The organism is Halobacillus mangrovi, assembly GCF_002097535.1.
Taxonomy (GTDB): domain Bacteria; phylum Bacillota; class Bacilli; order Bacillales; family Halobacillaceae; genus Halobacillus; species Halobacillus mangrovi_A.
In genome coordinates this window covers 193,042-205,294 of sequence record NZ_CP020772.1, presented here as the reverse complement: position 1 = coordinate 205,294, position 12,253 = coordinate 193,042, and the positions used below count along the sequence as shown (strand labels likewise).

At 41.8% G+C, this 12,253-nt stretch carries 11 protein-coding genes; 7 read left to right on the top strand and 4 right to left on the bottom strand.

All coding sequences use genetic code 11. The features are described 5' to 3' along the window. Positions 1–29 precede the first annotated feature (29 nt). The 4 genes from jag to rpmH form a co-directional block, all read right to left on the bottom strand. Positions 30–644 (bottom strand): RNA-binding cell elongation regulator Jag/EloR, encoded by a 615-nt coding sequence (gene jag / locus HM131_RS01200; protein WP_085027136.1) that lies wholly within the window; start codon positions 642–644, stop codon positions 30–32. Further along, positions 641–1,402 carry a YidC family membrane integrase SpoIIIJ gene (spoIIIJ, locus tag HM131_RS01195; RefSeq protein ID WP_085027134.1) on the bottom strand — a complete coding sequence of 254 codons (762 nt, stop codon included), beginning with the start codon at positions 1,400–1,402 and terminating at the stop codon, positions 641–643. Before spoIIIJ ends, jag begins: the two co-directional genes overlap by 4 nt. A gap of 120 nt (positions 1,403–1,522) precedes the next feature. Beyond that, entirely contained in the window at positions 1,523–1,870 is a 348-nt protein-coding gene (rnpA, locus tag HM131_RS01190; RefSeq protein ID WP_085027132.1) for a ribonuclease P protein component, read from the bottom strand. Positions 1,871–1,940: 70 nt separating this feature from the next. Next, a complete protein-coding gene (gene rpmH, locus HM131_RS01185) occupies positions 1,941–2,075 on the bottom strand; it encodes a 50S ribosomal protein L34 (protein ID WP_035545113.1) in 135 nt (44 codons plus the stop codon). A 683-nt stretch (positions 2,076–2,758) separates the two neighbouring features. Between rpmH and dnaA the strand changes: the two genes are divergently transcribed. From dnaA to gyrA, 7 genes are all read left to right on the top strand, one after another. Further along, positions 2,759–4,111 (top strand): chromosomal replication initiator protein DnaA, encoded by a 1,353-nt coding sequence (gene dnaA / locus HM131_RS01180; RefSeq protein WP_085027130.1) that lies wholly within the window; start codon positions 2,759–2,761, stop codon positions 4,109–4,111. A 174-nt stretch (positions 4,112–4,285) separates the two neighbouring features. Next, the gene (dnaN, locus tag HM131_RS01175) at positions 4,286–5,425 is read left to right on the top strand and encodes a DNA polymerase III subunit beta (RefSeq protein WP_085027128.1); all 1,140 of its coding nucleotides are present in this window, start codon (positions 4,286–4,288) and stop codon (positions 5,423–5,425) included. 152 nt (positions 5,426–5,577) lie between these two features. Next, complete coding sequence (gene yaaA, locus HM131_RS01170; protein WP_085027126.1) at positions 5,578–5,799, top strand: S4 domain-containing protein YaaA; 222 nt, start codon at positions 5,578–5,580, stop codon at positions 5,797–5,799. Between the two features lie 14 nt (positions 5,800–5,813). After that, a complete protein-coding gene (recF, locus tag HM131_RS01165; RefSeq protein ID WP_085027124.1) occupies positions 5,814–6,932 on the top strand; it encodes a DNA replication/repair protein RecF in 1,119 nt (372 codons plus the stop codon). Between the two features lie 9 nt (positions 6,933–6,941). Beyond that, the gene (remB, locus tag HM131_RS01160; RefSeq protein WP_085027122.1) at positions 6,942–7,226 is read left to right on the top strand and encodes an extracellular matrix regulator RemB; all 285 of its coding nucleotides are present in this window, start codon (positions 6,942–6,944) and stop codon (positions 7,224–7,226) included. Between the two features lie 71 nt (positions 7,227–7,297). Then, positions 7,298–9,208: a DNA topoisomerase (ATP-hydrolyzing) subunit B gene (gyrB, locus tag HM131_RS01155; RefSeq protein WP_232324913.1), complete on the top strand. Its 1,911-nt coding sequence runs from the start codon at positions 7,298–7,300 to the stop codon at positions 9,206–9,208. A gap of 88 nt (positions 9,209–9,296) precedes the next feature. Continuing rightward, a complete protein-coding gene (gene gyrA, locus HM131_RS01150) occupies positions 9,297–11,846 on the top strand; it encodes a DNA gyrase subunit A (RefSeq protein WP_085027118.1) in 2,550 nt (849 codons plus the stop codon). Positions 11,847–12,253: the final 407 nt, after the last annotated feature.

Here is a 12,253-nt window from a genome sequence, read left to right as displayed (position 1 = left end):
GGAGACTGACAGAAGTACTTTTTTAATCTTTAGGAAGGACGGATGACCACATGTCTTCTTGGATCATTGCCATCTGAGTCCGTTTCCACTTTTTTGTGATTTTGCAAAGCGGTATGAATGATCTTTCTTTCATACGATGGCATGGGCTCAAGTTTGACTTCTCTACCTGTACGAACTGCTTTTTCCGCTAAACGGCGAGCTAAGTTCTCTAAGGTTTCTTTACGTCTTCCTCGATAACCTTCCGCATCTAACATCACCGTATAAAATTGGTCGGATTCACGGTTGACTACAAGCTGAGCCAAGTATTGCAAAGAATTTAATGTTTGTCCGCGTTTTCCAATGAGTATGGCAATTTTCTCGCCTTCCAACTCCATGGAAATATCACGATTGTTTACTTCTGTTTTTACTTGAACAGGAGCACCCATTTGTTCTGCTACTTCTAAGATGAATGATTCGGCATCCTGCACTGGATTTTTCTTAATGGAAACTTTAACGATCGCAGGCTTTGTACCAAAGCCAAGAAACCCTTTTTTTCCTTCATCAATGACATCGACATCGACTTGGTCCTTTGATGATTGCAGTTGTTCTAGTGCTGATTGGACCGCTTCTTCAACTGTAGTTCCAGTAGCAGTTATTTGCTTCACTCGCTTGCTCCTCCCGTCGCATCTTTCATCATAGGTTTACGGATGAAAATGGTTTGAAGAATCATAACGATGTTACCGACAATCCAGTACAGCGCAAGAGCTGATGGGAAGAAGAACGCAAATGTACCGATCATAAGCGGCATGATGTAAAGCATCATTTGCATTTGCGGGTTTTGTGCTGCTGCTCCGCCTGCCATCATAAGTTTTTGCTGTAGGAATGTCGTTGCAGCCGTTAATATCGCTAAGAACGGATCTGCTGAACCTAATTCTAACCATAAGAAATTGTGAGTTTCAATTTCCTTCGTTCTCATAATTGCATGATAGAAACCAATTAAAATCGGCATTTGAACAATAATTGGTAAACATCCAGCCAGTGGATTGACGCCATGCTTTTGGAAAAGCTGCATGGTTTCTTGTTGAAGTTTTTGTTGAGTCTGCGCATCTTTTGAAGAGTATTTTTCACGAAGCTCTTTTAATTCAGGCTGAATGTCTTGCATCGCCTTTGAACTTTTCAACTGTTTTACGTTCAACGGCAGCAATAGTACACGGATAATAATCGTAACAATAATAATAGCTAATCCGTAACTTCCACCCGTTACATCAGCGAAAAACAACAACGTCTTTGACAATGGATATACTATATATTCATTCCAAAATCCTGTGCTATCCGAGGTGATATCCTCATTGACCTGGGTACACCCGGATAGGAACGTAAGCACACCTGCCATAGCAAGCAGTGCTATCATCTTATTACGCAACGTTCCTTCCTCCTTACTTGAACACTACTCATTCCATTATTCTATCATTTTTCAACTGCTTCCTGCATTTTTCCTTCACAGTGTAGCATTATTTTTCAAAAATTTCTTATATGATTTGATTCATTTTTTCTTATTCAATAGCTTCGACCTTGATAACACATGGGTCAAGCTTCGTTTCGTTTCATGAAAATTCATTTGATTGGTTGGTTTTCTAGCAATGATGACATAATCATAATGAGGATGGATCTGGTCCTCCAGCTCATGAAAGGCTTGCCTTAAATACCGTTTCACCTGGTTACGAACGACTGCTGGTCCGATTTTCTTGCTGACAGACAAGCCAATTCGAAAATGGTTCTGATCACTTTTCTTTAAGTAATAGAGGACCAGCTGCCTGTTCGCAAAAGACTCTCCATGCTTAAACACTTTCTGAAAATCTTCATTTTTCTTAATCCGATAAGCTTTCTTCATGTTAAAGATCCACCCTGCTTAGAAAATCTTCTTAATACTAGAAAAAAGACCACTGATTGTTTTCAGTGGCCTATGCTGATAAAACTTTTCTTCCTTTACTACGGCGGCGTGCTAGAACTTTACGACCGTTCTTAGAACTCATACGCGCACGGAAGCCGTGTACTTTTTTACGCTTACGGTTATTTGGTTGAAATGTGCGTTTCATTATATATACACCTCCTGAGGTAAAATCCTTTAAATACACATCTAAAAGGCAGTCCCGATAATTATAATAAATCCTCGTATTTATGTCAATGTTCTTTTCTTTATCTCCTTGGATCCCCACCACAACCTCAAATCCGTTATATAACAGAATCTGTACTATAACAATGCGGTCCATAAATAAAAAAACTTGCACGATTGAGCCGAAATTGCGAACATACACAAGTGCTGTGAATAATTTTTTCGGGACAAAACGACTGTCCACAGCAAATATCGACACGTTAATCACAAAATATAGTGATGTGGATACCAACTGTCTACAAGCTGTTGTGATTGTGGATAAGTTCCCATGAACCATTGCAACTCTAGTTTTTATCTGGTATTATATTTGTGTTTAACCGTGAATTACTTCTGGATCGGTAAAATGTTTTCCACAGGTTGTGGATAACGTGTGGACATTTATTAACACAATTGTTTATGCGTTTATACACAGAATTGTGGACAATGAAAATAACAATCTAGAAAACTAGTGAAATCAATATTTATTCATCCACATGATTTGGGAGTATTCGACATTCATACACTTATACAAACCTTATACGAACGCCTTTCGATCCTTTTGCACCGTTCGACAAAGAGAACGAAAGGTTTTTTTGTTTTCCATTCAAAGAGAAAGGGGTGAAATATTTGGAGAACATCCACGAGCTTTGGGATAATACGTTGGAAAAAATTAAAGAAAAAATCAGTAAGCCAAGCTTTGAAACTTGGTTGAAAGCAACAAAAGCAGATTCTTTGAGCGAAAACACCCTAACGATTGTAGCTCCAAATGAATTCGCCAGAGATTGGCTAGAAAATCAATATGAAAGGTTGATTACGGAGACCTTATATGAAGTGACAGGGGCTGAATTAACCGCGAGATTCGTTATTCCTGAAACAAAGGATGAGTCCTTGGATGATGTGAAACTGTCTTCAAAGAAAGTGCCGGATGTAAAAAATAACGGTAACGAAGAATCACCACAGAGCATGTTGAATTCCAAATATACTTTTGACACGTTTGTTATCGGATCAGGCAATCGATTCGCCCATGCTGCATCTCTCGCAGTAGCTGAAGCACCGGCAAAAGCCTATAATCCTTTATTCATCTATGGGGGAGTAGGATTAGGAAAAACCCACTTAATGCACGCCATTGGTCATTATGTGCTGGATCATAATCCGAATGCGAAGGTGGTTTATCTTTCATCAGAAAAATTCACTAATGAATTCATTAATTCAATTCGTGACAATAAAGCCGTCAATTTCCGTAATAAATACAGAAGTGTAGACGTGCTTCTTATAGATGACATCCAATTCCTTGCAGGAAAAGAACAAACCCAGGAAGAGTTTTTCCATACGTTCAACACATTGCATGAAGAAAGCAAACAAATCGTCATCTCCAGTGACCGTCCACCAAAGGAGATCCCGACTCTTGAAGACCGGTTACGTTCTCGGTTCGAATGGGGCTTAATCACGGACATTACGCCTCCGGATCTCGAAACAAGGATTGCGATTCTTAGGAAAAAAGCAAAAGCAGAAGGTTTGGATATACCGAATGAAGTGATGCTCTATATCGCTAATCAAATTGATACCAACATTCGTGAACTGGAAGGAGCGCTCATTCGCGTCGTTGCTTACTCCTCTTTAATTAATCGTGATATCAATGCTTCTTTAGCAGCTGAAGCACTGAAAGATATCATCCCAAGTTCCAAGCCTAAAGTGATCACTATCGAAGCCATCCAGGAAATGGTTGGAGAAAAATATAATGTGAGACTGGAAGATTTTCCAGCTAAGAAGAGGACAAAATCTGTAGCTTTTCCACGTCAGATTGCGATGTATTTATCTAGAGAGCTGACGGACTTTTCCCTGCCAAAAATCGGAGAAGAGTTCGGAGGACGAGATCATACAACCGTCATTCACGCCCATGAAAAAATATCGAAAATGATTGCCAATGATCAGCAGCTCCAAAAAGAACTTGATGAAATAAGAGAGCAGCTGAAGCATTAACTGGATAATGTGTATAACTGGACCACACCCATCAACAGACTGTCCACATGTGGATAAACTTAGTTTGATAAGGTCAATGGCGGTTATCCACAAATCCACACCCTATACTATTACTATTACGGTTTTATAATATAAAAATATAATTAATATATGCTCAGTAGGAGGAGTGTATTCATGAAATTTATCATCCAGCGAGATCAATTGATCAATAGCGTCCAAAATGTCATGAAGGCTATTTCATCGAGAACGACGATTCCTATATTGACTGGAATGAAAATTGAAGCGACTGCAGAAGGAATTAAATTGACCGGAAGCGATTCTGACATCTCTATCGAATCTTTTATTCCTCAAGAAGAAGATGGCATTGTTTATGTGGAAAATATTGAACCGGGTAGTATTGTACTCCAAGCTAAATATTTCCCTGATATTGTCCGTAAACTTCCTCAGAACACGGTAGAAATCGAAAGTGATAATCACAGAAACGTAACCATTCGTTCTGGAAATGCTGAATTCCACTTGAATGGACAGGATCCAGAAGAATACCCTCAGCTGCCTCAGTTACATACAGAGGACAGCTTTGAAATGCCGATCGATTTATTAAAAAACTTGATTCGTCAAACGGTATTTGCTGTTTCGACTTCTGAAACTAGGCCGATTTTGACAGGGGTTCATGTCCGGATGGAAGAAGGAGAGCTTGAGTTTATCGCGACGGATAGTCATCGCTTGGCTTCTCGGAAGATTCCGTTGGCACAAACCGAAAATAAAGCACTTCCTTCCGTTGTAATTCCAGGTAAAAGCTTGACCGAATTGAACAAGATTTTGGATGACTCTGAAGATTCAATTGAAGTAAGCGTTACGGAAAACCAAGTGTTATTCCGGACGAAGCATTTATATTTCTTATCAAGATTGTTGGATGGAAACTATCCTGAAACCTCTCGTCTTATTCCTGAACAAAGTAAGACGATCGTTAAAATCGATACGAAAGAATTGCTTCAGTCTGTCGATCGAGCTTCGCTTCTTGCGAAAGAGAACCGCAATAATGTCGTACGCCTAGTAACAAAAGAAAACAATCATTTAGAAATTACAGGGAATTCCCCGGAAGTGGGAAATGTGGTGGAAGATGTTCTCGCTGACGATGTAGAAGGAGAGGAATTGAAAATCTCCTTTAGTGCAAAATATATGATGGATGCGTTAAAAGCTGTGGATTATGATCAAGTAAAAGTTGAATTTACAGGAGCGATGCGTCCATTTTTAATCCGTCCTGTGGATGATGAACAAATTTTACAATTGATCTTGCCTGTAAGAACGTATTAATTAACATGTGAATTTTTTAATAATAGGGTGCTGTTAGACGATAACAGCACCCTATTTTTTTCTTAAAACCTTTAAAAGGGCTTGGACTTTTCTTACACCTTCATCTTTAGTAAAATAGATAGAAGGTGAATCCATAAAATAGGGTGAATGATATGAGCGAACGTATTGAAATCTCAACTGAATACATTCCTTTGGGTCAGTTTCTAAAATTGGCGAATGTTGTCGAATCAGGTGGAATGGTAAAGATTTTCCTTAGCGAATTCGATGTTTTCGTAAATGGCGAGCTAGAAAATCGCAGGGGCCGTAAGCTTTACCTGGGAGATACGGTAGAAATCGAAGAATTCGGCGTATTTGAAGTCGTCCGGGAAGAATAGCCGGAAGGAAATATATGTATATACATGAATTGTCGCTGCGATCATTTCGCAACTATGATCAGTTATCGCTGACATTCGACCATAAGATCAATGTCATTATTGGTGAAAACGCCCAGGGAAAGACCAATTTGATGGAAGCGATCTACGTATTGGCTTTTACGAGATCCCACCGGACACCGCGTGACAAAGAGTTGATACAATGGGATCAAGAGTATGGTAAAATAAAAGGGAGTATTTATAAACGGAATCGTCGTTTTCCTTTAGAAATTATTGTTTCCAATAAAGGGAAAAAAGCGAAGTTAAATCATATTGAACAAAAGCGTCTGAGTGATTACATCGGAGCTTTAAATGTGGTCATGTTTGCACCTGAGGACCTCAACTTAGTCAAAGGGAGTCCTCAGGTGCGTCGTCGGTTTATTGACATGGAAATTGGCCAGATTCAGCCTGCGTATATTTATCACTTAGGACAGTATCAAAAAATTCTTCGGCAGCGAAATCATTTATTGAAAGAGCTGCAGCGTAAACCGAATGCCGATCGGACGATGTTAGGCGTCATGACCGATCAGCTTATTGAACATGCCGTCACCATCATTGAACGCCGTTTCAAGTTTATGCAGCTGCTTAGATCTTGGGCTATTCCGATTCATGAAGGCATTAGCCGACAGCTGGAAAAGCTCGAAATTTCATATGATGCAAGTGTTAAAGTATCAGAGGATATGAATTTGGAAAGAATAAAGAGTATCTATGAGGAAAAATTTTCCGATATTGAAACGAAAGAAATCGAGAGAGGAACGACACTTGCCGGACCGCACAGGGATGACCTTGTATTCTATGTCAACGGTAAGGATGTACAAACCTATGGTTCGCAGGGCCAGCAAAGAACAACAGCTCTTTCTTTGAAACTGGCTGAAATCGAACTGATTCATAGTGAAGTAGGAGAGTATCCGATTCTTCTATTGGACGATGTATTGAGTGAGTTGGATGACTTCAGGCAATCTCATTTACTTCATACGATTCAAGGGAAGGTGCAGACGTTCGTCTCGACGACTAGTATAGATGGAATCGAGCATGAAGCGCTCGAAGAGGCAGAAATTTTTCAGGTTAAGGAAGGAACAATCGAAGTCAAGAAATGAGGTGGCAAATTGTTCATTCATATCGGTGATGATAACGTCATCCAATCGAAAGATGTCGTCGCGATCATTGATCATAGTTTAGTATCCTCTTCTTCAATCATAGAGGAAATGATTTTCAACCAACGAAAAAATAGACAAGTGGTAGAAACAGAAGATAATCAGGCGAAGTCCATCGTGATTACCGAAGGTTTCATCTACTTCAGTCCACTTTCTGTTTTCACATTGAAGAAACGAGCCAATATGAAGACCACATTGAACAAGCTTGAGGACTTCTCTGAAGAGACAGAAGGCTGAACGGTGATATTTCGTTAAAGATTTAAAGACAAACCACTTGAGAAATGTAGGTGAGTACCATGAAGGAAGATATTATTCAAGATCAACAGTCCTATGATGAAAGTCAAATACAGGTACTAGAGGGTCTGGAAGCTGTCCGTAAACGACCTGGGATGTATATCGGTTCTACAAACGAGAAAGGATTGCATCACCTGGTATGGGAAATTGTTGATAACAGTATTGATGAAGCAATGGCCGGTTTTTGCGATCATATTCAAGTGACGATCGAAGAAGATAACAGTATTACCGTTATCGATAATGGGCGCGGAATTCCTGTAGGGATTCAGGAAAAAACAGGACGTCCGGCCGTAGAAGTTATCATGACGGTTCTTCATGCTGGAGGTAAATTCGGCGGCGGTGGTTATAAAGTTTCCGGAGGACTACACGGTGTAGGGGCCTCTGTCGTTAACGCCCTGTCTACAAAGCTAGAAGTTTACGTTCACAGAGACGGGAAAATCCACTATCAAGCTTTTCATCGAGGCGTACCAGAAGAGGACTTGAAGGTGATCGGAGAAACCGATATTACAGGGACTAGGATTCAATTTAAGCCAGACCCTGAGATATTTACTGAGACGGAAGAATACAAATTTGAAACGCTGGCCAATCGCCTCCGTGAACTTGCCTTCCTCAATAGAGGATTGACAATTACGATCGAAGATAAACGTACAGAGGAGGAACCCGTCAGTTATTTCTATGAGGGCGGAATTCTTTCTTATGTCGAGCATATGAACCGTACCCGAGAAACGCTGCACGAGCCGTTTTTCATTGAAGATGAACAAGACGAAATCTCGATTGAAATCGCTCTGCAGTACAACGATGGCTTCGCAAGCAATATTTATTCCTATGCGAACAACATTCATACGTATGAAGGCGGAACCCATGAGTCCGGGTTTAAAACAGGTTTGACGCGAGTCATTAACGATTACGCACGAAAAAATAACATGTTCAAAGAAACAGACCCCAACTTGACAGGGGATGACGTACGTGAAGGGTTAACGGCGATCATCTCGATCAAGCATCCAGATCCTCAGTTTGAGGGACAAACGAAGACGAAACTGGGAAACAGTGAAGCGCGAACGGTCACTGATAATCTATTTTCTGAAGGTTTTTCGAAGTTTCTATTTGAAAACCCGAACATGGCCAGAAATATTGTTGAAAAAGGCTTGATGGCTTCAAGAGCACGTATGGCTGCGAAAAAAGCCCGTGAGCTCACTCGTCGTAAAAATGCATTGGAAGTATCCAACTTACCGGGTAAACTGGCTGACTGTTCTTCCAAAGATGCCAATATTTCAGAGCTTTATATCGTTGAGGGGGACTCTGCCGGTGGATCAGCGAAACAAGGACGAGACCGTCACTTCCAGGCGATTCTTCCTTTAAGAGGTAAAATCATTAACGTAGAGAAAGCGCGTCTGGATAAAATTTTATCTAACAATGAAGTTCGAGCGATTATTACGGCACTAGGTACAGGAATCGGGGAAGATTTCGATATCTCCAAAGCCCGTTACCATAAGATAGTCATTATGACAGATGCCGATGTAGATGGCGCTCATATCCGTACTCTTTTATTGACGTTCTTCTATCGCTACATGCGTCCGTTGATTGAGCATGGATATATCTATATCGCTCAGCCTCCTCTTTATAAGATTCAGCAAGGAAAAGCTGTCTACTATACGTATAGCGACAAGCAGCTAGACCATATCCTTGGTGAACTTCCAAATTCACCGAAGCCAGGGGTACAGCGTTACAAGGGTCTTGGAGAGATGAATCCAGAACAGCTTTGGGAAACGACGATGGATCCTGAAACTCGTACGCTTCTGCAAGTGAGTCTGGAAGATGCAATTGGTGCAGACGAGACGTTTGATATCCTGATGGGAGATAAGGTAGAACCTCGCCGTAACTTCATTCAAGAAAATGCCCAATACGTACAAAACCTAGACGTTTAAATAAATGGTGAAAACAAGTTAGTCAACATTGATTAGGAGAAGAGGGGATCCCTTTTCTCCTTCCGAGTTGTTATAGGAGGTAAAAAGAATGGTGGATCAACCCGAACGCCCACGCGTGCAGGAAGTAAATATTAGTCAAGAAATGCGTACATCCTTCTTGGACTATGCGATGAGTGTTATCGTTGCACGTGCCCTTCCTGATGTGCGTGACGGTTTAAAACCCGTACACCGACGGATTCTGTATGCTATGCATGATTTGGGAATGCACGCCGATAAAGCATATAAGAAATCCGCACGTATTGTCGGGGAAGTAATCGGTAAGTATCACCCGCATGGTGACTCAGCTGTTTACGATACGATGGTACGTATGGCTCAGGATTTCAACTATCGCTACATGCTCGTAGACGGCCACGGTAACTTCGGTTCTGTGGACGGAGATGCTGCTGCTGCGATGCGTTATACTGAGGCGCGCATGTCTAAGATTTCTATGGAAATTCTGCGTGACATTAATAAAGACACAATTGACTACAACGACAACTACGATGGCACTGAGAAAGAACCAATCGTCCTACCGGCTAAATTCCCGAACCTGCTCGTAAACGGAGGATCAGGAATCGCTGTCGGAATGGCTACGAATATTCCTCCTCACCAGCTTGGGGAAGTCATCGATGCTGTTCTTGCTGTCAGTAAGGATCCTGAGATCACTATTCAGGATTTGATGGAAAATTACATTTATGGTCCGGATTTCCCTACATCAGGTAAAATCCTCGGTCTAAGTGGAATACGAAAAGCTTACGAAACAGGGAAAGGTTCCATTACTGTCCGTGCAAAAGTGGATATTGAAGAGCAGGCGAATGGAAAAGCTCGCCTTATTGTTACCGAACTGCCTTACCAGGTCAATAAAGCCCGGCTCGTTGAAAAAATTGCCGAACTCGCTCGTGATAAGAAGATTGATGGCATCACCGATTTGCGGGATGAGTCCGACCGTAACGGCATGCGAGTTGTCATTGAATTACGACGCGACGCAAATCCTAACGTCCTATTGAACAATCTTTACAAAATGACAGCTCTGCAGTCCACATTCGGGATCAATATGCTTGCCCTTGTCAAGGGCCATCCAAGAGTATTGAACTTGAAGCAGTGTCTTGAATATTATTTAGAGCACCAAAAAGAAGTCATCAAACGCCGGACGGCATATGAACTTCGTAAAGCAGAAGCGCGCGCTCACATCCTTGAAGGATTGCGTGTGGCTCTTGATCATTTGGATGAGGTTATTACACTCATTCGTGAATCTCAGACAACTGAGATTGCACGTACAGGATTGATGGAACGTTTCGGGCTTTCTGAAAAGCAGGCTCAGGCGATTCTCGATATGCGTCTTCAGCGTCTAACTGGCTTAGAGCGTGAGAAAATTGAAGATGAATATCAAGATCTTGTTAAATTGATCGCTGAATTAAAAGCTATTTTAGCCGATGATGAAAAAGTTCTCGAAATTATTCGCGAAGAACTCCTCGATATTAAAGAGCGTTATAATGACGAACGCCGTACAGAAATCGTTCTTGGTGGCTCAGACTTCATTGAAGATGAAGACCTGATTCCAGAAGAAACGATCATTGTGACCCTGACCCACCAGGGCTATGTGAAGCGTCTTCCTGCAAGCACGTACCGCTCGCAACGAAGAGGCGGCCGTGGTGTTCAGGGAATGGGAACGCATGAAGAAGACTTTGTGGAACACCTGCTTTCCACTTCCACCCATAACACGCTTTTATTCTTCTCCAACAAAGGGAAGGTATATAAAGCAAAAGGGTATGAAGTGCCTGAATTCAGTCGTACAGCTAAAGGGATCCCAATCATCAATATGCTGAATATTGAGCGAGATGAATGGATCAACGCAGTTATAGCCGTTGAAGACTTCGTTGATGACTGGTACCTTGTCTTTACGACGAAAAACGGGATTACGAAGCGTACCACACTTTCTCAATTTGCTAATATCCGTAAAGGCGGCCTCATTGCTCTTGGCTTACGTGAAGATGATGAACTTATTTCCGTTCGTCTGACTGACGGGGCCAAAGATATTATGATCGGTACGCAAAATGGGTATTTGATCCGTTTCAATGAAGATCAGATCAGAGCTATGGGACGTACAGCTGCAGGAGTGAAAGGTATTTCCTTACGTGAAGATGACAAGGTCGTCTCCATGGAAATTCTTGATGACTCTCTTCAAGTTCTAACCGTTACAAGCAAAGGTTACGGGAAGCGTACAGCAGCTACGGATTACCGGATCACGAACCGTGGTGGTAAAGGAATCATTACGTGTAACTTGACGGATAAAAATGGTCAAGTTGTGGCTACGAAGGCCGTCAATGGTGAAGAAGACATCATGATTATTACGGCCAGCGGCGTTCTAATCCGAATGCCTGTCGAAAGTATTTCTGAGACAGGACGTAATACTCAGGGCGTGCGTTTGATCCGCCTGGGTGATGGTGAAGAAGTGGCTACTGTTGCTCGAGTTGAGTCTGAAAAAGAAGAGGAAGAAATGATCGAAGAAGCGGTTGAACAAAGTTCTGCTGCTGAAGCACCATCTGAGGACCCGGAAGTAGAGCAGGACTCTGCTGAAGGTGAATCTGACGAAGAATAATATAAACGAGTCGTCTGTCGAACCCGGCAGACGGCTTTTTTCATTCATAGAACCTAATAACCAGCCGGTGATATTATTATGGTATTCCTATTAATAGCAGGATAGTGGAAAATTAGGATTGATGTGAACTTGAATCCGTTACCTTTGCAGAGGTTTGGGGGGCTGTGAAACGACTCGCTTTCCTGCGGGGGAACTGGCAAGCCTCCTCAGTCGCTTTGCTCCTTGTCGGGTCTCGCCTAGCTCCTTCTCCCGCGGGAGTCTCGCCGTTTCACAGCCACCCCTGCTGTCAGGAGATGAACCTCCCCATCAATTAATATCAGATGTCTTTCACAGCAAAGTGCTTTATCCAAATCACTTTTAAGGCGTTTCCGTTCTTCCAAACAATCGGAAGGAGATCTGGGAAATTG

Coding starts and splice junctions, on each gene's coding strand:
- rnpA (WP_085027132.1), bottom strand. CDS start 1,870: ATGAAGAAAGCTTATCGGATTAAGAAAAATGAAGATTTTCAGAAAGTG.
- recF (WP_085027124.1), top strand. CDS start 5,814: ATGTATATACATGAATTGTCGCTGCGATCATTTCGCAACTATGATCAG.
- yaaA (WP_085027126.1), top strand. CDS start 5,578: ATGAGCGAACGTATTGAAATCTCAACTGAATACATTCCTTTGGGTCAG.
- dnaN (WP_085027128.1), top strand. CDS start 4,286: ATGAAATTTATCATCCAGCGAGATCAATTGATCAATAGCGTCCAAAAT.
- rpmH (WP_035545113.1), bottom strand. CDS start 2,075: ATGAAACGCACATTTCAACCAAATAACCGTAAGCGTAAAAAAGTACAC.
- gyrA (WP_085027118.1), top strand. CDS start 9,297: ATGGTGGATCAACCCGAACGCCCACGCGTGCAGGAAGTAAATATTAGT.